We start from the raw sequence: 20,923 nt of genomic DNA, 5'->3' as shown, positions 1-20,923 counted from the left end.
TGCGATCGTATCGCGGTGGGGGCCGCCCCTTCCGGGGGCGGCGGCGCTTTCGCGCGAAGGGGCGCGGCCGGCCCCGCACCGCGCCCCGAAGCCTGCCGGGCAGGCCCTGCGGCCGAACCATCACCGGCCGGCGGGGCCCCCGGCGCCCCCGCTCACCGATCAGCGTGGCTGGGGCCGGCCCACCAGTTCCCGCAGCACGTCCTCCATCGTGACCATGCCGGCCAGCCGGCCGTCCTCGTCGAGCACCGCAGCCAGGTGCGTACGGCTGCGCCGCAGCGCGGTCAGTACGTCGTCGAGCGGTGTGGCGGCCCGTACCCGGGCGATCGGCCGCATTGCCGTGACGGGGAACGGCACATCGCGCGGTGCGGCGTCCAGGGCGTCCTTCACATGGAGATAGCCCAGGATCCGTTCCTCGCTGTCCATCACCGGAAAGCGCGAGAAACCGGTTTCGTAGGAGAGCTGTTCCAGTTGTTCCGGTGTCGTTCCGATCCTGGCGTACACCACACGCTCCACCGGCATCACCACATCCCGCACCGGGCGCCGGCCCAGTTCGAGGGCGTGGTGCAGCCGCTGGGCCGCACGGTCGTCGACCAGCCCCGCGTCCCCGGCGTCCTTCACCAGCCGGGCCAGTTCGTCGTCGGAGAACGTGGCGGACACCTCGTTCTTCGTCTCGACCCGCAGCAGTTTCAGCAGCGTGTTGGCGAAGGTGTTGATTGCGAAGATCACCGGACGCAGCGTCCTGGCAAGGGCCACCAGCGGCGGCCCGAGCAGCAGGGCGGCCCGCACCGGCTCGGCCAGGGCGATGTTCTTGGGCACCATTTCGCCGAGCAGCATGTGCAGATATGTCGCCAGGGACAGCGCGATCACGAACGAGATCGGGTGAATCAGTCCCTGCGGCACCCCCACCACGTCGAAGACGGGCTCCAGCAGGTGGGCGATGGCCGGTTCGGCGACGATGCCGAGGACCAGCGTGCAGAGGGTGATACCCAGCTGCGCGGCCGCGAGCAGCGCCGATACGTGTTCGAGGCCCCAGACGACGCTCCGCGCCCGCCGGTTCCCGGCCTCGGCCTCGGGCTCGATCTGGCTGCGGCGCACGGAGATCAACGCGAACTCCGCGCCGACGAAGAAGGCGTTGACGACCAGGGTCATCGCTCCGACGAAGAGCTGGACGGCGATCATCGGGCGTCCTCCGTCCGTTCGTCGCACTCGCCGGGCAGCGGCGCATGCAGCAGGGCCCGCGCGGCACGGCGCCCGGAGGCGTCCACCACGTCGACCCGCCAGCCGGCCAGCTCGAACGAATCACCCACGGCGGGTATGCGGCCGACTTCGGTGGCGACGAGTCCGGCGAGTGTCTCGTACGGTCCGTCCGGCACCCGCAGTCCGATCCTCTTCAGCTGGTCGATGCGGGCGGCACCGTCGGCCGACCACAGGTTCCGTCCGTCGGCGTCCTCGCCGGCCGGTGCCAGGTCCGTCGTCTCGTGCGGGTCGTGCTCGTCGCGCACCTCGCCGACCACCTCCTCGACGATGTCCTCCAGTGTCACGACTCCGGCCGTCCCGCCGTACTCGTCGATGACGACGGCCATGGCGAGCTTGCCGGACAGCCGGTCCAAGAGCCGGTCCACGGTGAGGGTCTCCGGTACGAGCAGGGGCTCGCGCAGCATCTCCGAGACGCTCGTACGGGGCCGCTGTTCGGCCGGGACGGCCAGCACGTCCTTGATGTGCGCCACACCGACGACGGTGTCGAGGCTCCCCCGGTAGACGGGGAAGCGGGACAGGCCGGTCGCCCGGGTGGCGTTCGCGACGTCCTCGGCGGTCGCCTGCACCTCCAGCGCGGTGACCTGCACCCGCGGCGTCATGACGTTCTCCGCCGTGAGTTCCGCCAGGTTGAGGGTGCGCACGAACAGCTCCGCGGTGTCCGCCTCCAGCGCGCCCGCCTTCGCCGAGTGCCGGGCCAGCGCCACCAGCTCCTGCGGGCTGCGCGCGGAGGCCAGTTCCTCGGTCGGCTCCAGGCCGAAACGGCGCACGATCCGGTTCGCGGTGTTGTTGAGGTGGCTGATGAACGGCCGGAAGACGGCGGTGAAGGCCCGCTGCGGGGTCGCCACCACCTTCACCATGGCGAGCGGGGACGAGATGGCCCAGTTCTTCGGGACGAGCTCGCCGACGACCATCAGGAATACGGTGGACAGGGCCGTTCCCAGGACCAGGGCCACCGAGGACGCCACGCTCGGCGACAGGCCCACGGCCTCCACCGGCCCGCGGATCAGCTTCGCGATGGACGGTTCGGAGAGCATGCCGACCACCAGGTTGGTGACGGTGATGCCGAGCTGCGCGCCGGAGAGCTGGAAGGTGAGGCTGCGTACGGCCTTCATGGCGCTCGCCGCGCCGCGCTCACCTCGTTCCACGGCCCGTTCGAGCTGGCCGCGCTCGACGGTGGTCAGCGAGAATTCGGCCGCGACGAAGACACCGCAGGCGAGCGAGAGCAGCACCGCCACGAGCAGCAGGAGCACTTCGGTCATCGGTTCACCTCCGTCCCATGATCGGGCAGGGCCGGGAGGATCGCTCGATGTCGGAGCTGTCGACTACTGGGAGGCTCGCCCATGGGCGGACGCTCACACCTTTCGGAAGAATCGGTCAGGAGTCACCTATCGTAAAGGATCGGCAAAGACGGCCGCTCATCCCGGCGATCGCCGACTCGGTCCGTGAGGGGTTTCACCCAACGGCTCCACTGGGGCTCGGGCCCATAGCCCGCGGCGCGCCAGGCGTGCTGCGCCCGGTGGTTGCGATCGAGCACCATCGCGTCGCCGCGGCGTCCGCCCAGCCGCACGAATCGTTCCTCCGCGGCGGCGAGGAGCGCGCTGCCGACACCTCGGCGCCGCCGGTCGGGGTGGACCGCGAGCCGGTACAGATGGCACCGCCAGCCGTCGAACCCGGCGATCACCGTTCCGGCGAGTACGCCGTCGTACTCGGCGAGGATCAGCGCCTGCGGATCACGGGCGACGAGCCGCTCCACCCCGTCCCGGTCGTCGCTGATGCTGGTTCCCTCGGCAGCCGCCTTCCAGAAGGCGAGGACGGCGTCGAGGTCGGCCGGCGTGGCGGCCCGTACGACGAGGCCGGACATCTCCGCAGCGAGATCGTTCATGCGAGGATCCCACCACCGTGACCTCGGCGGCGTCGAACGAGTTCCGCCATGTGGTCGCCGACGACCGGTATGAAGCGGACCGACCGGTGTACGGGGCACCGCAAGGCTCCTCTTGCCGGTGCTAGCGCACCCGCGCTAGCGTGTTTCTGTGCCCAAGACTCAGCTGAACGTGAGAGTGGACGAGGCCACCGCCGAGGCCGCGCGACAGCGCGCGCTCCAGAGGGGGATGAGTGTGAACCGCTACATAGAAGAACTCGTGAAGCAGGATGCGGGAGAGGTCGGACACACCTTTGTCGAAGCCGCGGCCGACTTCATGAAGCAGTACGAGTCGGTGTTCGCCGAGGAGTTCGGCCCGGAGCGCAAAGGCACGCGTTGAATCTCCAGATCGACCTTTCCTGGCTGCTCATGGTGGCTGAGCACAAGACCCCCGGCGATCCTCAGGTCGTCGACTGGGGTGCGCTCGTGGCCGCGGTGGCCCGCCATGAGGCCGAGATCTTCGGCAGCCCCGTCTACAGCGACCCGCATTCCAGGGCCGCGGCCCTGCTGCAGTTGCTGATCAATGTCCCCGCTCTCGAACACTCCAACGCGATGTTCTCCTCCGCTGTCGCCTACGGCTATCTCGTCGCGTCCGGGCTGAAGGTCGTCACCTCGCCCGAGCGGGTGCGCGATCTGGCCCGACTGGTGAGGGAGGACAAGGCGGACGTCCGGGCCATCGCGGATGAGCTGCGCCAGTGGAGCCTGTGACGTCTCCGGTCGGGTGAGAGGTCTTCGGTACGGGGTACGTCTCCGAGGCCCCCGTACGCAGGACGTCTTCGTTTCGGGAGTGCCGCCGGTGCGCGGTGGTGGGCCGACGTGTCAGCCCACCACGGTCGGTCGCCGTGCCACGCCCAGCACACAGTCGGACGTGGGCAGCCGGATGCCCCGGTCCGGCATCCTGACCCGGCGGTAGGTCTCCACCGTCAACCCGGCCCTCTCGATGGCGGCCAGGGTGTCGCGCGCCGTGTGACACCCGCCGGCCACCAGCGGCCAGACCGTACGGTCCAGTACCCGCTGGGTGGTTGCCATGGCCCGGTCGTCGGCCCGCACATGCTCGAAGAAGCGCAGCTCACCGCCCGGCCGCAGCACTCGCACGATCTCCGCGAGCGACCGCTCCACGCTCCGTACGGTGCACAGCACCAGCGAGGTGACCGCCCCGTCGAACGCCTCGCTCTTCACCGGCAGGGCCTCCGCCGTGCCCGGTACCACATCCACCGGAACCCCGGCCCGCAGCGCCGACCGCACCGCCAACTGCCGCAGGGTGCGATCGGGTTCGATTGCCACCACCTCCGATACCGCGGGCGGGTAGTGCGCGAAGTTCAAGCCGTTGCCCGCACCGATGTCGATGACCCGGCCGGACAGCCCGGACAACAGTTCCGCGCGCACCGAGGCCAGTCCCGCACCGGTCTCCGCGGCCACGCTCAGCCGGGCGTAGAGCCTGGCGAAGACAGGGTGGTGCACCGCGTCCTCCGGGATTTTCGTGCTGCGAAGACGCATGACGGACCTCCTCGGCACGGTGCTCGACCCGCACGGTACGGCTACTTCGATTCTCCCCCGTCAGCCACGGCTCGGCCGTTCATCCGGGGGCCGGTTCCCGCCCAGCTCCGCCGCCAGCCAACTCCCGGCCCGTGCGCGGAAGTCGGCCGGCCCGAGCGCCCCCGCACCAGCCGGCACCGCACCCAGCAGCGGGGCGCCCGCCGCCACCGGAAGGTCCGCCAGGTTGCAGCGCGCCGCGAGATCCGGCTCGGCGGGCATGCTGCCCACCACCACACCGAGACACTCCAGGTCCCGGGCCCGCAGGGCCTCCGAGGTAAGCGCGGTGGCGTTGAGCGTGCCCAGCCCGGCCGGGGTCACGACCAGAACCGGTGCGGCCAGCAGCCGGGCCGCGTCGGCGAGGGTCGCGCCCTCGTCGTCGAACCGCACGAGCAGTCCGCCCGCACCCTCGACCAGCACCAGATCGTGCTCGGTCGCCAGTTTCTCGGCCGCCTCGGCGATCTCGTACGGCCGCACCGGCGGGAGACCCGCCCTGCGGGCGGCCGTGGCCGGGGCCAACGGCTCGGGGAACCGGGCCAGTTCGACCGCGGTCACATGACCTCCCGCCAGCCGTACCACCTCGGCGGCATCCCCGGGCTCGCCGGGCGCCAGCCCCGTCTGCGCGGGCTTGAGCACCGCTACGCGGCGATCCCGGCACGCCGCCGCCACAGCCGCCGTCACGATCGTCTTGCCGATCTCCGTGCCGGTACCCGTCACCACCAGAACCGTCATCTCAGCCCTCCCGCGCTGCCGCGCAGACGGCGCGGCAGATCCGCGCCACATCGTCGTCACCGGTCACATACGGCGGCATCGTGTAGACGAGATCGCGGAACGGCCGCAGCCACACGCCCTCCCGTACCGCCGCCCGGGTCGCGGCCGCCATGTCCACCTCGTGGTCGAGCTGTACGACGCCGATCGCGCCCAGCACCCGCACATCGCGCACCCCGGGCAGCTCCGCCGCCGGAGCGAGACCTTTACGCAGCCCCGTACCGATCCGCCGGACCTCCTGTTCCCAGTCCTGGCCGAGCAGCAGGTCGATGGAGGCGCAGGCCACCGCGGCGGCGAGCGGATTGCCCATGAACGTCGGTCCGTGTGCCAGCACCGGCACCTCGCCGCGCGAGATGCCCTCCGCCACCCGAGAGGTGCACAGCGTCGCCGCCATCGTCAGATAGCCGCCGGTCAGCGCCTTGCCCACGCACATGACATCGGGCGAGATCCCGGTATGCCCGGCGGCGAAGAGCTTTCCCGTACGGCCGAAGCCCGTGGCGATCTCGTCGAACACCAGCAGCACGTCGTGCGCGTCGCACGCCTCGCGCAGCACCCGCAGATAGGCGGGGGAGTGGAACCGCATCCCGCCCGCACCCTGCACCACCGGCTCCACGATCACCGCGGCCAGCTGTTCGGCGTGCTCAGCGATCAGTTCTCGCAGGTGACGCGCGTACGCGGCATCCGGATCCGCCTCGAAACCGGCCGGCGGCTCGTCCGCGAAGACCTGCCGGGGCAGTACGCCCGACCACAGCTCGTGCATGCCGCCCTCGGGGTCGCACACCGACATCGGCTGCCAGGTGTCCCCGTGGTAGCCGCCGCGCCAGGTCAGCAGCCGCTGCTTGGCCGGCCGCCCGGCCGAGCGCCAGTACTGCAGACACATCTTCACCGCGACCTCGACCGACACCGAACCCGAGTCGGCGAGGAAGACGTGCCGCAGCGGCTCCGGGGTGATCTCCACCAGCCTGGTGGCCAGCCGCACGGCGGGCTCATGGGTGAGCCCGCCGAACATCACATGACTCATCCGGTCCAGCTGGCCGCGTGCCGCTGCGTTGAGCACCGGGTGGTTGTAGCCGTGCACCGCCGACCACCACGACGACATGCCGTCGACCAGTTCGCGCTGTCCGTGGGCCGGTTCGGCGAGCCGGAGCCGCACCCCGGACGCGGACTCCACGACCAGCGGCTCCTGACGTCCCGGCATCGGGCCGTACGGATGCCAGACGTGGGCCCGGTCCAGGGACCGCAGCTCGGCCGGGGCGAGGGCCTCAGGCATTGGGGGCGAGATCCGTGCCCGCACCGCGACGGCGCACCGCGACCAGATCCGTGCGCGCGGCCGGGACCTCTTCGGCCCCGGCCACCGGTGCCTCGGCACCGTCCCCGGGCCGGTCGCCGCTGGGCGCGCAGCCGCCGTCGTGCGAACCACAGCCGCCGCCCGCCTCCGCTCGGTGCGCGGGCAGCGTCGTCGTCCCCGCTCCCTCCACCTCGAAACCGGCGTCCGTGATCATGTCCAGATCCGCCTGCCCCGCCTGCCCCTCACTGGTCAGGTAGTCGCCCAGGAAGATCGAGTTGACCAGGTGCAGGGCGAGCGGCTGCATCGAGCGCAGATGCACCTCGCGCCCGCCCGCGAGACGTACCTCCACATCCGGGCAGACGAACCGGACCATTGCCAGGATGCGCAGGCATCGCTGCGGGGTGAGGTTCCACTCCTTGGCCAGCGGGGTTCCCTCGAACGGGATCAGAAAGTTCACCGGCACCGAGTCCGGGTCCAGCTCGCGCAGCGAGAAGACGACATCGACCAGATCGGCGTCGCTCTCTCCCATCCCGGCAATCAGCCCGGAGCACGCGGAGAGCCCGGCAGTCTGCGCCTGCCGCACGGTCTCCACCCGGTCCGCGTAGGTGTGGGTGGTCGTGATGTCCCCGTAGGTCCCCTCGGACGTGTTGAGGTTGTGGTTGTACGCGTCGGCGCCCGCCGAACGCAGCCGGTCGGCCTGTCCGTCGGAGAGCAGACCGAGACAGGCGCACACCTCGATGCCCTCGTGCTGATCCTTGATCGCCTCGATGGTCTCCGAGACCCGGTCGACATCACGGTCCGTCGGACCGCGACCGCTCGCCACCAGACACACCCGCTTGGCGCCACCCGCCACCCCGGCCGCAGCGGCCTTCGACGCCTCATCCGGTTTCAGCCAGGTGTACTTGAGGATCCCGGCCTTCGAGCCGAGTCGCTGCGAGCAGTACGAGCAGTCCTCGGGGCAGAGCCCGGACTTGAGATTGACCAGATAGTTCAGTTTCACGCGACGCCCGAACCACTGACGCCGCACCTTCCCGGCCGCGGCCACCACGTCGAGCAGATCGTCGTCCGAGGTCGCCAGTACGGCGAGTGCTTCTTCGCGGGTCGGCAGCTCGCGCCGCAGCCCCTTGTCCACCAGTGTGTTCAGGAGGTCCATGGCACTGATCCTGGCCTACGGCATGACCCGTAGCCAAGGAGGAACCGGACAACAGAGCCCGTCTGGGGTGTGTGTATTGCCACACCATGACCTGCTGCGCATCCGGCTAGGGTCTGTGAACTGCCTACAAAAGGGACCGCTCATGCCCTTCTCTCCCTTCTCCCCCTTCTCTCCGTTTGACTGGATCGACGACGAGGCGCGCCGCCGTGCGGACGCCGGACTTGTCCGTACGCTCCGCCCCCGGCCCGCCGAACCCGCACTCCTGGACCTTGCGAGCAACGACTATCTGGGCCTGACCCGGCACCCCGAGGTCATCGCTGCCGCCGCCGAGGCCGCGCACCGGTGGGGCGCGGGTGCGACCGGGTCGCGTCTCGTCACCGGCTCCACCGAGCTGCACGCCGAACTCGAACACGAACTGGCCGATTTCTGCGGGTTCGAAGCGGCCATGGTCCTGTCGTCGGGCTACGCGGCCAACCTCGCCGCGCTCACCGCGCTCTCCGGCCGCGGCTCGCTGATCGTCTCCGATGCGGGCAACCACGCCTCCATCGTGGACGGTTGCCGGCTTTCCCGGGCCCAGACCGCAGTCGTGCCGCATGCCGATCCCGACGCCGTACGCCAGGCCCTGCGCATGCACGGGGGCCGCGCGCTGGTGGTTACCGACTCGGTCTTCTCGGTGGACGGCGACGCCGCGCCGCTGCCCGAACTGGCCGACGCCTGCCGGACGGAGAGTGCCGCGCTGCTCGTCGACGACGCGCACGGCCTGGGTGTGCTGGGGGAGGGCGGCCGGGGCGCGCCCGCGGCCGCGGGTCTCGCGGGCGGTGACGGCATCGTCACCACGCTCACCCTCTCCAAGTCCCTGGGCAGCCAGGGCGGAGCGGTACTCGGCCCGGCCCGGGTCATCGAGCACCTGGTCAACACCGCCCGTACGTTCATTTTCGACACGGGCCTCGCGCCGGCTGCCGCCGGTGCCGCGCTGGGCAGCCTGCGGCTGCTCGGCCGTGAGCCGGAACGCGTCGGCCGGGTCCGTGGGGTCGCCACCACGCTGTACGAGCGACTGACTGCGGCCGGTCTGACCGCTGTGCGCCCCGACGCGGCCGTGGTCTCGGTGCGGGCGCCCTCGGCGGACGCGGCGGTGCGCTGGGCGGCCGACTGCCGTACTGCCGGAATCGCGGTGGGGTGCTTCCGGCCGCCGTCGGTGCCGGACGGTGTTTCCCGGCTTCGGCTGACCGCGCGAGCCGATCTGACCGAGGAGCAGATCGCCGACGCGGTGGCGATCGTGCGGCGGACCGCTCCGGCCCTCGGGACTGGTGAGCCCGCATGCTGAGGTGTCGCGTATTCAGCGGCTGGGCCGACCTCTGACTACTGACTGTCGACGGTGAGGGTGGTCCAGCGCGGGGCAATGTGGCCCAGCCATGCGTCTTGGTCGTCCGCCAGGGGTTGTTCCAGAGGCAGGGGGAGGAACCGGCAGGTGAAGATGAGGCCGGCGTCCTTTCCGGCGCCCTTGACGTGGTGGTTCCACGCATCGCGGGTTTCTGCCGATGCCTGCAGAAAGAAGAAAGTGGTTCGTCGTGGCTGACCGGTGTCGGGATGGGGCTTGCTCTCCACGGCAATCTGTCGGACGACCGTGGCTGTCAGCAGACCGGTTTCCTCGGCGACCTCTCGAAGGACCGCCTCTTCTGGTTCTTCGCCTGATTTGACTCCCCCCGCGGGGACTTGGGTGCCGGCCTCCGGCATACCGATGTGGTCGAGGACCAGAACTTCGGGGACGGCGCGGTTCCGGATGACGTATGCGGCGACACGGATTCTGGGTCGGGTCATCCCGGCATTGTCAGTCATCTGCGCCGTTCATGGTCGCCAGGGGCGTATCGGCTCCAGGTTCCTCCGGCTTCGGTGACCAGGCGAGTGGCTGTCTTGTCGTGGTAACCGAACGCCTTCGCGATGACGGGAGCCGGGGCCTGGAGGACGAGTTGTCGGATCGCGGAGGTCCTGCCGCGGTGCGGCGGGACGCCGATCTCCCGCAGGTGGACTTGGAGGCTGACCGGGTCTCATCGGCTGTCCGGGCCGGCGGCCGGGGAAGAGCCACTGTGAGCTTCTGCTGCTGGCGTAGGGCAGGTGCTGGCAGGACTGGACGCATGCCCGCATGAGGTCAGCGACGGGCTCCGGAAGTGGGGAGGGCGGATCTCCCAGCCGGACGGAGACGGTGGTCCCGTCGTCGATGACGTCGTTGGTAGTGATGCGGACGATGCGGATGACGGGTTGCGCGTAGAGAAGGACAAGCGCGGCGGCGACCCGGGCCCGTCCAGGGCGCCAATGAGGGCCTGGACGGGCCCGCGCCCGTGGCGCCCGCCCGCAAGCCGCCCCCGTCAGCCGACCGACCCCCGGTGCAGGCCGGAGACGAAGGAGGTCCAGGCCGCCGCGGAGAACCGCAGCGGTGTCCTGGACACATCCTTGGAGTCCCGTACGGTCAGCCGTCCGTCACCGAACGGGGCGGCCTCCACGCAGTTGTTCATACCCGTGCTGCGGCTGCTGCGCCGCCACCGTAACTCGTGCTGTGCGAGGCAATCCGACATGACGCCCCCTCGGGCAGTCCGGGGTCACTGACCGTCGCGGTCGATCGCGGCGATGAGCTCCAACGAGTGCTGCGGCGACAGCGCGTGTGACTGCATCGTGCGGAAGGCCGAGCTGTACGCCTCAAGGTCTTCTTTCCGCTCCAGATAGAGGCTACTCGTCAAATGGTCGAGAACTACCACGTCCAGATCAGAAGTGTTCGGAAATGAGAAGATAACGAAAGGGCCGGTGAGGCCGGCGTAGCCGCCGACCGAGAAGGGCAACAACTGAAGCTGCACGTGGGGCAGTTGAGCCACACGGGTCAGATGGCGCAGCTGGTTTCGCATCACCCGGCACCCGCCGACCTGGCGCCGCAGCACCGCCTCGTCGAGCACCGCGCTCAGCCGCAGCGGCGGATCGGTCCGCAGCACCCCCTGCCGGGCGAGCCGTACCTCCACCAGGGAGTCCAGCTGGCCGGCGGGTAATCCGTCGAGTGACGCCAGGGTCACCGCACGGGCGTAGTCCGCCGTCTGCAGGAGCCCGGGTACCACCGAGGTCTCCAGGGTCCGCGCGGTACGCGCCTGGGACTCCAGGCTGATGAAGTCGCGGTACTGGGGCGGAATCAGACCACGGTAGGCATGCCACCAGCCGGTGCCGCCACCGCCCGCCGAACCCGCCAACGCTTCCAGGAGCGTGCGCAGTTGCGGGTCGTCCACGCCGTACGTGTCCAGCAGCCGTGCCACATCGGCCGGCCGCACTCCACTGACACCGGTCTCGATCCGGCTCACCTTCGACTGGTGCCAGCCGAGCATCCGCGCGGCGTCCCGGCTGGTCAGTCCCGACACATGGCGCAGACTCCGGAGCTCCTCCCCGAGCTTGCGGCGTCGTACCGCAGGGCCATGGTGCATCTGCGGCCTCCCTCCCTCTTCTGCCGAGCGGACAGTGTGGCGTCCGCATGCGGCCTTGCGCGGCAGGTTCACCGCATTGAGCGACAGATATATGCATATCTTGGTGGATCGCCGTCACAGAGGGCAGCATCAGTGGCAATCTGGCGCGAAGCGCAACTTGGGCCGAACGTGGGTCGGTCCGGGTGGGAAAGGGACGGCTCGCCATGGCAGACCATCAAGAAGCACACGTCACTCTGCCGAGCGAGCCGGTCTCGGTCGCGGCGGCCCGCAGATATGTGGACCGGGTGCTCACGGAATGGGGTCTCGCCGTCGGCACCGAGTTCGCCGACAGCATCCGGCTCATCGTCTCGGAGCTCGCGACCAACGCCGTCCAGCACACGTTCGGGCAGTCGCCCACCTTCACCGTGGAGCTGAGGCTGGAGCGGGAGGAGAATCTGCACCTGGGGGTGAGGGACAGCCACCCACGCCGGCCGCGGCGGTTGCCCGCCGCCGTTCAGCAGGACAATGGGCGGGGCATGGTGATCATTCGCTCGCTGGCCAAGGAATGCGGCGGCCGACTCACCGTCACCCCCACCGCCGACGGCGGCAAGACGGTCTGGATCGAGCTCCCGTGGAGCATCCCCGTACAGAACTGACCGGCCTGCGTCCGCGACGTTCCCCGCGGTCGGCCGCCGGCCGCACTCCCCGAGCAGTGCGCTGGATCTGTGGATCAGTTCCTGCCCGACGACTGTGGGAGATCCATGGTGGCCGAAGCCGTGCTGTTTCATCCTGCTCGGGGCCTCACCCCGGGCGTGACGGTCTGCGCCGACACATCACGTACCGAGGGGCATGTCGTGCATGCGCCCGACCTGTACGAGGGCCGCACCGTGACCGGCACCTGTTCGTGGGCAGCTCGCTGCCGGCCTATGACGCCAAGGCTGTCGCGCTGATGCCCGACCGCACGCTGACCGCACACCCTCGACCGCTCGATCACCCGCCGTCACCGCCCGGTCGCCGGGCCGTCGCCGCACCTGGGCCAACGCCTGTTCCACCCCGCCACGCGGCCGATGGGTCGGCGCGCTGCTGATCAGCGGCCGCCCCGCGAGCTCCGGCACCGGCAGTCTCCCAGCGCCTTCGGCCGGCATCTGTCCCGCCCCGTGATCAGGATCAGTTCCTCGACCAGCAGCGGCTCGGCGAGTACCCCGGAGGGCCGGCCGGGGTCATCGGCTCGTACACGTGGCCCAGCGCGAGGTCGACCTCGCCGGCGGCCACCGCGGCGACGCCCCTCGTGCCGAGGTCCCTCCGGCGCCGAGAAGGGGCGGACCGGCGCCGGAGTGCGGGCCTCGCCCGGCAGGGCGCGGCCGAGGTCCGCGCCCCGGTCCGCGATCCGCCGGACAGGTGTCAGCGGACCCGTCCGTAATAGACCCGCTTCGTCCAGATCTTCTCCAGCCGGACCACCGCGCCGGATCTCGGCGAGTGCCAGATCTTGCCATGGCCGGCGTAGATCCCCACGTGGTAGACGCTGCGGCCGGAATGGAAGAAGACCAGATCGCCGCGTTGCCTGTGCGAGGCCGAGATGTGGCGGGCCTTGTTGTACTGCTGCTGGGCCGTGCGGGGGAGTTTCTTGCCCGCCTTCTTGAACGAGTAGACCGTCAGGCCCGAGCAGTCGAAGCGGTTGGGGCCGGTGGCCCCCCACCTGTACGGCGATCCCTTCTTGGACGCGGCGACCTTCAGCGCCTTCATGGAGAGAGTCGCCGCCTGGGCTTCCGGAGCCGCGCCCGGGACGAGCATGGTGCCGCCGACGGCGGCCAGAGTCAGAACCGAGGCCGTGCCGGCCCGGGCGAGCAGAGACGGGACATGAACCTGCGCAGTCATGCGCAACCCTTCGTCAGCCGCCTGTGAAGGATGACCTGTCGGGTTCGGGCTGGCGAAGTTGCCCGGCCGCGCTCGGCGGCTTCACCCCGAGGGCCGACCATTGATCCGGTCGGCCCGTTGTGCTCGGGTCCTCCACTCCTGCCGATCCACTTCTGTCGACCAGTCATCCGCGCGGCGGCAGGACTCGGCGTCCGCCCGGACCGCCCCGCCGCGGTGGCGGGGGCTTGTCGTCCCAGGGATCTTGACTCACCGACTGCCGGATTTCCGAGGGGAAACAGTGATTTGTGAGGCTCCTCACGACTGACCCGTTCGGGTGGAGCGGATGTTTTCGGAGGTTCCCGACGGTCACTCGGGCCAGCCCCGTACCAGGGGCGGAATCAAAGATTCCGCCCACTGATCACCCGGAAAACGCAAGTTGAGATGTCCCTCGTGAGGGGGACTTTCTACGCCGAAAGAGCTAGGAATTCCGATGTGGCCACCGGGCGTGTCGCGAAGGGGAGTTGGCTGCCCCTTCGAGTGGGGCGCGGGGAGTTGGGCCGGCCGCGTCGGGGTCCGGTGCGAAAACGGCTGATCAACTCGCCGGAGCGGGGGGTACGGTGACGCGTCCGGCCCGTCGTTCCCCGTCCAGCACTCGCAGTGCCCGCGCCAGGGTGACGGCGTGGAGCTGTGCCTCGCCTCGCTCGTGCATCGACGCGAGGGCGTCCCGCAGCGCGCCCGCCCGTGAGGCCAGCGCCTGTGCGGCCCGCAGCGCGCTGTAGGTGTCGCCTCCGTGGGCCGGGTTGATCCGGCCCAGTTGGTCGAGGACTTCGAGATAGCGGTCGATGAACTCCCCCTCGGCGCACGTCAGTGCGGGAAGCGGCGGCAACTCGGACGGCTGCATCGGGCGTTCACCGCGTGCCCTGCGGCGGGAGCGAGGACTTCCGGCTCTCCGTGATGTGGTCCACCAGGCCGTATGCCTTGGCCCCCGGGGCGTCGAGGATGAGATCGCGCTCGATATCGTCGGCGATCCGGCCGGCATCACGGCCGGTATGACGGGCCAGCAGTGTGATGAGCATCTCGTGGACCCGTTCCCATTCCCGTGCCTCGATCTCCAGATCGGACGGCTGGCCCTGCATCGGCTCGGTGAGTGCGGGCTGCTGCACGACGACCCGGGCGCCGGGCAGGGCGTGCCGCCTGCCGGGAGCGCCCGCCGCGAGCAGCGCCGACGCGCAGGAACCCGCCTGGCCGAGGCAGTAGGTCTCCACTTCGCAGGTGAGGTACTGCATCGTGTCGTAGATCGCGGACATGGCCCCGAACGAGCCACCGGGGGAGTTGATGTAGAGGGAGACGGGCCGGTCCGGGGCGGCGTGCTCCAGATACATGAACTGGGCGATCAGGTCGTTGGCCGCGGTGTCATCGACCGGGGTGCCGAGGAAGACGATCCGTTCGGCGAGCAGCTTGGAGTACGGGTCGAGGGTGCGGGTCCCGTTGGTCGTGCGCTCGGTGAACTCGGGCAGCACATGGCGGGCGGCGGGGCGGAACAGCATGGGCGAAGCCTCTCCTCCGGGATCTGTACGGGGCTCGCGCAAGCGGGGCCTGCGCAAGTGTCTGTAAAAAATGTACAGGACGTACAGAAAATTATGATGGAGGCGTGACCTTGGAGCAACTCGACGTGCTCGCCGAGTACTTCGGTGTGCCGCCCGAGTACTTCCTCAGCGAGGACATGGCCGAACGGGTCAACTCCCAGCTCCGGCCGGCCGTCGCGCTCCGCGACTTCCGGGTCCGCAACCTGGCGCTGCGCGCCGAGGGGCTGTCACCGGCCACCCCGGACGCGGTGCTGACCATCGTCGAGGAGGCGCGCAAGGTGCAGAACCTCGAACCCCCGGAAGGCGACGGCAGCGGTGACGGCACGGGAAAACCGTCCGCCACCTCGTCATGACCGCAGCGGGAACGGCTCATTCCCGCCCCTGTGCTGCGTGACGCCCACGGCGGGGTCCGGGCATCGGCCAGGGTGTCTCCCATGAGCGACACGTACGAAGAAGTCCAAAAGCTTTACCCCCGCCATACCTGGACGCCGGTCACCGAAGGCGACTCCGGAGCCTTCGTCCACCACCTCACGGGCCCCGGCGAGCTGTACGCCAAACTCGTCCCCGTCCAGCCGGACACCGGCCTCGACCTCAAGGCGGAGGCCGACCGCCTGGAATGGCTGGCGGCGCAGGGCCTGCCAGTCCCGCGCGTCGTCGGCCTGGGCTCCGGCGACACCGTCTCCTGGCTGGTCACCGAGGCGGTACCGGGCATCTCGGCCGCCGAGGAATGGCCCACCGCGCAGCGCACCGAGGTGGCCGAGGTGATGGCCGACGTCGCCCGGCAGCTGCACGAACTGCCCGTCGCGGAGTGTCCGTTCGACGCGAGCCTGGACGTGATGATCCCGCAGGCGCTGCACCACCTGGAGGCGGGCCTGGTCGACCTGGACGACCTGGAGGAGGAGCGGGCAGGCTGGTCGGAATGGCGACTTCGAGCCGAACTCGAACGCACCCGCCCGCCCCGGGAGGACCTGGTCGTCTGCCACGGGGACCTGTGCCCCGACAACGTGCTGCTCGACCCGGAGACGCGCAGGCTGACCGGGGTGATCGACGTGGGCCGGCTCGGCCGCGCCGACCGGCACGCCGACCTGGCCCTCGCGATGCGCGAACTGTCGCGCGAGGAGGACCCGTGGTTCGGTCCGCACTGCGTACAGCGTTTCGTCGAGCGGTACGGCGCGGAGCGCGTCGATCCGGCGAAGACCGCCTTCTACCAGCTCCTGGACGAGTTCTTCTGATACCGGGCGTGGGCCCGGCCGACGGCACCTGGCTCTTCCGCTTCCGCAGGTGACGCGACCGGCCCCGGCTGTCAGTGGCGGCTGCCAGGCTGAACGGATGGACCGTGATGACGAGCAGCTGCTACGCCGCCGGGTCGACCGCGCCGACCACGACCAGCCAGGCCCGCGACCCGACCGGCGCTGCGCCGAACCAGGGCCCGTCTTGAAACGGATCTTGCCCAGAGCAGGAACGGCTGGCGGGTGCCGGTGCCGGTGCCGGTGCCGGTGCCGGGCGCAGCGACGCGAGCGGCGAGCGCCAGCCTTTCTCCACTGCGCGTAGCTGCTCCCAGTCGACCTCCGGCCAGGAAAAGGGGGCGCCAGATCGGGCTGAGCCCGACAACCATGCGCTCGGTCGTTCCTGCGGCGGGGATGTACTCGACCACGGCCGGTGGTCTCCGCGGTGATTGGGAGCCACTCCGGCGTGATTGGGAGCCGCTGATCGGGTGACCGGCTCAGGGGGGAGTGTCCGAAGGGGCCGTGGCTGCGGCCTCGACAGCGTGTGGGGTGCGGGCCCCGGGGGGCTGCCTCCCTGACAAGACGCGGCCAGGGCCCGCCTCGTGCTTCCGCGCTGGGCAGTGGGGACAGGCCGGGTGAGGACCACGCGGCCCCGGCTGGGCGGTGTCAGTGGGGCACCGACGGAATGCGGTGGTCAGGGAGTTTCGGGGCTGTCGAGTGACGCCATCCCGCGCTGAGGAGCGTTGCAGGTGACCGCGGCATTTCGCGGCGCCCGGAGCGGACCGGTGGCGGGAGGGCCCATACCGGGTGACGATCCGAACACCGGAGTCTTCGAACGATGCGGGGTGTGTGATGTCGGACCTTGAGGTACTGGCGGCCGAGGCGTACGTCTACGGCTACCCGCCGGTGTTCATTCTGGAACAGGTGCAGCGGTTCACCGCACATGGGCAACATGGCGCCCGCCCCGTTCAACGCCTTCAGCCACGCCGGCAAGCTCGCCGGGCCCGAGGACACCTTCGTCAGTATCAACAACGACACGGTCTACTCGATGGCGCAGCTGGACCTGGGCGCGGGCCCGCTGCTGCTGCGGGTGCCGGACACGGCCGGGCGCTACTACGTGCTGCAGTTCGTGGACGCGTGGACGAACAACTTCGCCTACGTCGGGCGCCGGGCCACCGGAACCGGTGCGGGAACCTTCCTGATCACGCCGCCCGGCTGGGACGGTGCCGTGCCGAGGACCTGCCCGCGGTGGCCGCCCTGCAGCAGGCCCTCACCCTGGAGCCGGCCGGCGTCGCCGGGCCCGGGCGTGGGCGAGGACCTGGAGTTCTTCGAGAAGCTGCGGCTGTGGATGCGGGCGCTGCCGCCGGCCACCGACGACCAGGACTACCAGCAGAAGTTCCAGCCGCTGGGGCTGCTGAAGACCGCCTCGCCCTACACCAGCGCGGACGCGGCACTCTCCGCAGCCCTGCGCGCCGGGCTGCGGGCGGGCAAGGAGCAGATGGAGCAGTTCACCAAGCACGGCGTCGGCCCCGAGCAGAACGGCTGGCGGCTGGCCTACCACGCCTTCGACTACAACCTGGACCACTTCAGCGTCGGCACCGAGCACGACCCGCGCTGGATCATCCCCGACCGCGCGCAGGCCCGCACGGTCCGGGCCGCCGCCGCCCGCGCCGGACTGTGGGGCAACCACGGCTACGAGGCAGCGTACGCCATGACGTTCGTCGACGGCGACGGCCGACAACTGGACGGCAGCCGCGCCTACACCATGCGCTTCGGCACGCTGCCGCCCGTCGACGCCTTCTGGTCGATCACCATGTACTCGCTCGGACTACTACCTGGTCGCCAACCGTTCCTAACCAGTGTGCATGAGTGGGTCCTGGACCCAATCATGTGTGCTGGGCGCGTCCCGAACGGTGTTGGATGCGCTGGGTTGCCGCTTTCTCGTCCCGTTCGGCGGCACGTCTTTGGGGGCGTGGTCCGTGGCGGGTGGGCGGGTTCCCTCACGTCCTCGGGTGCCTGGCCTGGCCTGGGCGGTCCGATGCCCCGCACGATCTCTCCGGTCGTGTGGGGGCGGTGCCGTCCGACGCCGGACCGGGTGTCCGAGGGCGCGTCGTCCGATCGCGATGCCGGCGGCATCATGACGGGACATCTTTCGCTTGGGGGTGGCCAGTGGTTTCTGCCAGTGCTGGGCACCCCACACGCTGGTGTAGGCGGGGTCGACCGCGACAATGCTCAGGCCCTGCTCCGCGGCCATGGAGACCAGCCGGGCCCTGAGCTTGCCGGTCGGGATGCCGGAGATCAGCTGCCGGAACCGTTTCCTGCGGCCGTGTTTCTCGCGGGTCTTCTCGGTGGTGAAGTCGAGGTCCTCGATGGCGATCGCGGCAACACCGGCCTGCTTGGCCCAGTTGATCAGGCGGGTCAGGGCGTGGCGGATCTGGGCGTCGCGGTGAGTAGCGGTGCCGGACAGGTTGTAGGGGAAGCGGTGCGGGTCGCCGGTGGGGTTGCCGTGTGGGTCGAGGTGGTAGGCGGCGAAGTGGTCGGCGTTGGTGTCGACGCCGATCATGCCCCGGGCGCGGGCGGTGGCCAGCGGGATCGTCTGGACGACGGGGCGTTGCCAGGACGCGGTGAGGTACCAGCGGCCGCGGTTCGTGTCGAGGTGGATGCGGTAGGCGACGGCCCGGTTCGTGGTGATGCGGTCGGTCCACTCCACGCCCCGGTGCGCAAACCTTACGGTCGAGGTGAGGGTGTACCGGCCGTGTTTGGTGTTGGCGAGGTGGGAGAGTGGGGCGGGCAGTTTGATGCTGATCTCGCCGTCCGGGGTGACGCGGATGGTCTCGTTCCCGAACCGCTTCCCCGACTCGCCGTCGGCGGCAAGAAACCAGCGCTCCGCCTCCCAGCGCTCCCGCCACTGCTCCTCGGTCAGCCGGGCCCGGGTGAGGTGGTGGCGGGTGTGGAGGAGGCGTTTGCCGCCCCGTACGACCCGGACGCGTCCGGCCTGCCGGTCACGGACCGCAGCATCATGCCGGGCTTCCAGCGCCGCGAGGCGGCGGGACTTGTGGAACCACTCACCCCTGGACCGGTAGCCGCCTGGGGCCCGCTTGGTGCCCGGAGCGCCGAGGGGGAGGGACAGGCGGTGCCGCAGCGTCCTGATCCCGGCTTCCAGCGTCTGGATGTGCGCAGCCTGGCAGCGTCGGGCGAGCGCCCACTGGTCGTGGGTGGCCTTGGTGATCGCACCCGCGATCCGCGACGACGACACCCCGGTCAGGTCCCGCTTGCGTGACGCCCAGGTCTCCTTGCTGTGCTCCAGACCATCCGCACAACGGGCCTTCAGATCGCGCGAAGCCAGACGGCCCTGGTGCTCACCGACCGCACGCAGAACCTCCTCGTCGCGGGGCGTGAGGTGCTTGAGACGGTCCCGGACCGCCACCCCGCACGGCCCGGCCACCACGAACGGCGCCGCCAACTCCCGCACACCACCCACCACAACACCCCCTCCCTCAAGGCCGGACACCCGCTACCCAGTCCAACGAGCACCAGCCGCCAAGGTCACCCATTCGACCCCAGAACCCCCGTTCCCACCCCACGAAGCCGCCGACAGGACTCACTCATGCTCACCACAACTCACTTCAACGCAGCAAACCAACAGCAGCCCACCATCCCGCCGACCGCTACTCCATCGGCGACCGCACCCCCGAGCTGACCTACGCGGCCGACGGCTCCCTGCCCCTCTACCTGCAGCCCACCGAGCCCTCCGACCCCGACCGCCGCGCCAACTGGCTGCCCACCCCGCCCGGACGACCTTTCCGGCCCATCCTGCGCCTGTACGAACCCCAGGACGCGGTCTTCGACGGCACCTTCACCCTCCCGCCCGTCATCGCCGCCGACTGAGACGCCGCCCGCCCGAGGTCGGTCGAGCGCGGCGCGGCGACGACAGGTCAGGACCACGGCCAGGGTGAACAGTCCGTCAGCGGCAGTGAAGTCGGTGGCGCACAACCCTCAGCCCACGCATGGGCTGGCGGTCTTTTGCGTTCTGACGGGGCCCGCGAGGCGATCACCAAGCCCAGCACAACGAGAAACGGGCCCTTGATCGCCCAGGTCGCCTGAGCTCGACAGAGGCGGCAGTATCCGTGCTTGTCATCGACTGGGACCGGCCGCCGGCAGCCAGCAGCCGACGCACTCGCCGACGGCGTGTTGCCGGCCGTAGGTAGAGCAGCCGCGGCAGAACCGGCCGGGCAGTTGGCCCCAGGCGAAACAGCCTGAGCAGGAGGCCGCCGGCTTGTTCTCGCTGATCTTCCCCATGGTGATGGTGACCAGGTCACATCGGCGGCAAGGAACGGCCGTCGCGGCACTTGGGCACGACGGCCCGGGCCACCACCGAGCCGGTCGTGGCCTCCTGGACTCCAGCCTGCTGACCTGGACGGCTGACCTTCATTACATAGGCTAGGGAGCATGGCCTACGAGATTCCGGTGACGCAAGCCCGAGCTGAGCTCGCCGAACTGATCAACCGCGTCGTCTACGGCGGCGAGAGAGTGGTCGTGACGCGGCACGGCAAGCCGCTCGTGGCGCTCGTTTCGGCCGCTGACCTGGAGCGACTCGAAACCGACGGCGCGGCTGCCGAGGAGCAGGTGATCAGCTCGGTCTCCTCGGTCGGCTCCTCGGTGTCCGCTCCCGGCGAACGGCGGCGCTTCGGCATCGCGGCGGAACACCGGGGGCATCGCGAGCCGGGCGGCTGAGCGCTTCCGGCGGGCCGCGACGCGGATGTGCCCGTGCCGTACCTTGCCGGCGGTGGGCGGAGGGTACCGGATGCCTGTGCGGCGAGCCCCCGTCACCGTGCCGCCGATGGGCGGCACGGTGAGCCCGAGCGCCCCGGCCCACCGGTCGCCGATGAGCACGCCGGGCTGACTG

Annotated in this window: 22 protein-coding genes, 1 pseudogene and 1 riboswitch; of the genes and pseudogenes, 9 read left to right on the top strand and 14 right to left on the bottom strand. The window is 70.3% G+C overall.

Features of this window, described 5'->3' with window-relative positions; genetic code table 11:
• Positions 1 to 159 precede the first annotated feature (159 nt).
• The 3 genes from ACF08M_RS12550 to ACF08M_RS12540 all read right to left on the bottom strand — a co-directional run bounded on the left by ACF08M_RS12550 (position 160) and on the right by ACF08M_RS12540 (position 3,118).
• A complete protein-coding gene (locus ACF08M_RS12550) occupies positions 160 to 1,179 on the bottom strand; it encodes a hemolysin family protein (protein ID WP_392185206.1) in 1,020 nt (339 codons plus the stop codon).
• Entirely contained in the window at positions 1,176 to 2,516 is a 1,341-nt protein-coding gene (locus ACF08M_RS12545; protein WP_392185205.1) for a hemolysin family protein, read from the bottom strand. The genes ACF08M_RS12550 and ACF08M_RS12545 overlap by 4 nt, the downstream gene beginning before the upstream one ends.
• 122 nt (positions 2,517 to 2,638) lie before the next feature.
• A complete protein-coding gene (locus tag ACF08M_RS12540; RefSeq protein WP_392185305.1) occupies positions 2,639 to 3,118 on the bottom strand; it encodes a GNAT family N-acetyltransferase in 480 nt (159 codons plus the stop codon).
• 169 nt (positions 3,119 to 3,287) lie between these two features.
• On the opposite strand from ACF08M_RS12540, the gene ACF08M_RS12535 reads away from it, so the two are divergent.
• Positions 3,288 to 3,515 carry a hypothetical protein gene (locus ACF08M_RS12535; protein ID WP_030921856.1) on the top strand — a complete coding sequence of 76 codons (228 nt, stop codon included), beginning with the start codon at positions 3,288 to 3,290 and terminating at the stop codon, positions 3,513 to 3,515.
• A complete protein-coding gene (locus tag ACF08M_RS12530) occupies positions 3,512 to 3,883 on the top strand; it encodes a fic family toxin-antitoxin system, toxin component (RefSeq protein ID WP_392185204.1) in 372 nt (123 codons plus the stop codon). Before ACF08M_RS12535 ends, ACF08M_RS12530 begins: the two co-directional genes overlap by 4 nt.
• A gap of 111 nt (positions 3,884 to 3,994) precedes the next feature.
• On the opposite strand, the gene ACF08M_RS12525 is transcribed toward ACF08M_RS12530, so the two are convergent.
• The 4 genes from ACF08M_RS12525 to bioB are packed head-to-tail and all read right to left on the bottom strand — an operon-like array spanning position 3,995 to position 7,917.
• Positions 3,995 to 4,672 (bottom strand): class I SAM-dependent methyltransferase, encoded by a 678-nt coding sequence (locus tag ACF08M_RS12525; RefSeq protein WP_392185203.1) that lies wholly within the window; start codon positions 4,670 to 4,672, stop codon positions 3,995 to 3,997.
• A 60-nt stretch (positions 4,673 to 4,732) separates the two neighbouring features.
• Entirely contained in the window at positions 4,733 to 5,440 is a 708-nt protein-coding gene (bioD, locus tag ACF08M_RS12520; protein WP_392185202.1) for a dethiobiotin synthase, read from the bottom strand.
• Position 5,441: 1 nt separating this feature from the next.
• Complete coding sequence (locus ACF08M_RS12515) at positions 5,442 to 6,746, bottom strand: adenosylmethionine--8-amino-7-oxononanoate transaminase (protein ID WP_392185201.1); 1,305 nt, start codon at positions 6,744 to 6,746, stop codon at positions 5,442 to 5,444.
• Positions 6,739 to 7,917, bottom strand: a complete 1,179-nt coding sequence (gene bioB, locus ACF08M_RS12510; protein ID WP_392185200.1) for a biotin synthase BioB — start codon at positions 7,915 to 7,917, stop codon at positions 6,739 to 6,741. The genes ACF08M_RS12515 and bioB overlap by 8 nt, the downstream gene beginning before the upstream one ends.
• A gap of 142 nt (positions 7,918 to 8,059) precedes the next feature.
• Between bioB and ACF08M_RS12505 the strand changes: the two genes are divergently transcribed.
• Positions 8,060 to 9,241 carry an 8-amino-7-oxononanoate synthase gene (locus ACF08M_RS12505; protein WP_392185199.1) on the top strand — a complete coding sequence of 394 codons (1,182 nt, stop codon included), beginning with the start codon at positions 8,060 to 8,062 and terminating at the stop codon, positions 9,239 to 9,241.
• A 35-nt stretch (positions 9,242 to 9,276) separates the two neighbouring features.
• Here ACF08M_RS12505 and ACF08M_RS12500 read toward each other — a convergent pair whose 3' ends face one another.
• The 3 genes from ACF08M_RS12500 to ACF08M_RS12490 form a co-directional block, all read right to left on the bottom strand.
• Entirely contained in the window at positions 9,277 to 9,735 is a 459-nt protein-coding gene (locus ACF08M_RS12500; protein WP_392185304.1) for an NUDIX domain-containing protein, read from the bottom strand.
• A 545-nt stretch (positions 9,736 to 10,280) separates the two neighbouring features.
• Positions 10,281 to 10,487 carry a DUF397 domain-containing protein gene (locus ACF08M_RS12495; RefSeq protein ID WP_392185198.1) on the bottom strand — a complete coding sequence of 69 codons (207 nt, stop codon included), beginning with the start codon at positions 10,485 to 10,487 and terminating at the stop codon, positions 10,281 to 10,283.
• A gap of 24 nt (positions 10,488 to 10,511) precedes the next feature.
• The gene (locus ACF08M_RS12490) at positions 10,512 to 11,372 is read right to left on the bottom strand and encodes a helix-turn-helix domain-containing protein (RefSeq protein ID WP_392185197.1); all 861 of its coding nucleotides are present in this window, start codon (positions 11,370 to 11,372) and stop codon (positions 10,512 to 10,514) included.
• Positions 11,373 to 11,575: 203 nt separating this feature from the next.
• Here ACF08M_RS12490 and ACF08M_RS12485 point away from each other — a divergent pair, with 203 nt between their 5' ends.
• Positions 11,576 to 12,007 carry an ATP-binding protein gene (locus ACF08M_RS12485; RefSeq protein WP_392185196.1) on the top strand — a complete coding sequence of 144 codons (432 nt, stop codon included), beginning with the start codon at positions 11,576 to 11,578 and terminating at the stop codon, positions 12,005 to 12,007.
• Between the two features lie 745 nt (positions 12,008 to 12,752).
• On the opposite strand, the gene ACF08M_RS12480 is transcribed toward ACF08M_RS12485, so the two are convergent.
• The 3 genes from ACF08M_RS12480 to ACF08M_RS12470 all read right to left on the bottom strand — a co-directional run bounded on the left by ACF08M_RS12480 (position 12,753) and on the right by ACF08M_RS12470 (position 14,749).
• Entirely contained in the window at positions 12,753 to 13,226 is a 474-nt protein-coding gene (locus ACF08M_RS12480; RefSeq protein WP_392185195.1) for a C40 family peptidase, read from the bottom strand.
• 3 nt (positions 13,227 to 13,229) lie between these two features.
• Positions 13,230 to 13,394, bottom strand: a riboswitch (cyclic di-AMP (ydaO/yuaA leader).
• Between the two features lie 403 nt (positions 13,395 to 13,797).
• Positions 13,798 to 14,106, bottom strand: a complete 309-nt coding sequence (locus ACF08M_RS12475; RefSeq protein ID WP_392185194.1) for a hypothetical protein — start codon at positions 14,104 to 14,106, stop codon at positions 13,798 to 13,800.
• Between the two features lie 7 nt (positions 14,107 to 14,113).
• Positions 14,114 to 14,749: an ATP-dependent Clp protease proteolytic subunit gene (locus ACF08M_RS12470; RefSeq protein WP_392185303.1), complete on the bottom strand. Its 636-nt coding sequence runs from the start codon at positions 14,747 to 14,749 to the stop codon at positions 14,114 to 14,116.
• Between the two features lie 107 nt (positions 14,750 to 14,856).
• Here ACF08M_RS12470 and ACF08M_RS12465 point away from each other — a divergent pair, with 107 nt between their 5' ends.
• The 3 genes and pseudogenes from ACF08M_RS12465 to ACF08M_RS12455 form a co-directional block, all read left to right on the top strand.
• Positions 14,857 to 15,144, top strand: a complete 288-nt coding sequence (locus ACF08M_RS12465) for a hypothetical protein (RefSeq protein WP_392185193.1) — start codon at positions 14,857 to 14,859, stop codon at positions 15,142 to 15,144.
• Positions 15,145 to 15,225: 81 nt separating this feature from the next.
• Entirely contained in the window at positions 15,226 to 16,023 is a 798-nt protein-coding gene (locus tag ACF08M_RS12460; RefSeq protein WP_392185192.1) for an APH(3') family aminoglycoside O-phosphotransferase, read from the top strand.
• A 937-nt stretch (positions 16,024 to 16,960) separates the two neighbouring features.
• Positions 16,961 to 17,827: pseudogene (locus ACF08M_RS12455) on the top strand (DUF1254 domain-containing protein); the annotation flags it as partial.
• 42 nt (positions 17,828 to 17,869) lie between these two features.
• Here the strand turns inward: ACF08M_RS12455 and ACF08M_RS12450 are convergent.
• The gene (locus ACF08M_RS12450; protein ID WP_392185302.1) at positions 17,870 to 19,498 is read right to left on the bottom strand and encodes an IS200/IS605 family accessory protein TnpB-related protein; all 1,629 of its coding nucleotides are present in this window, start codon (positions 19,496 to 19,498) and stop codon (positions 17,870 to 17,872) included.
• Between the two features lie 71 nt (positions 19,499 to 19,569).
• Between ACF08M_RS12450 and ACF08M_RS12445 the strand changes: the two genes are divergently transcribed.
• Entirely contained in the window at positions 19,570 to 19,905 is a 336-nt protein-coding gene (locus ACF08M_RS12445) for a DUF1214 domain-containing protein (protein ID WP_392185301.1), read from the top strand.
• A 561-nt stretch (positions 19,906 to 20,466) separates the two neighbouring features.
• Entirely contained in the window at positions 20,467 to 20,751 is a 285-nt protein-coding gene (locus tag ACF08M_RS12440) for a type II toxin-antitoxin system Phd/YefM family antitoxin (protein WP_392185191.1), read from the top strand.
• Positions 20,752 to 20,923 lie beyond the last annotated feature (172 nt).

Origin of the sequence: Streptomyces sp. NPDC015032 (genome assembly GCF_043080425.1) — a bacterium.
Taxonomy (GTDB): Bacteria; Actinomycetota; Actinomycetes; order Streptomycetales; family Streptomycetaceae; genus Streptomyces.
This window is presented reverse-complemented; position numbering and strand designations above follow the sequence as displayed.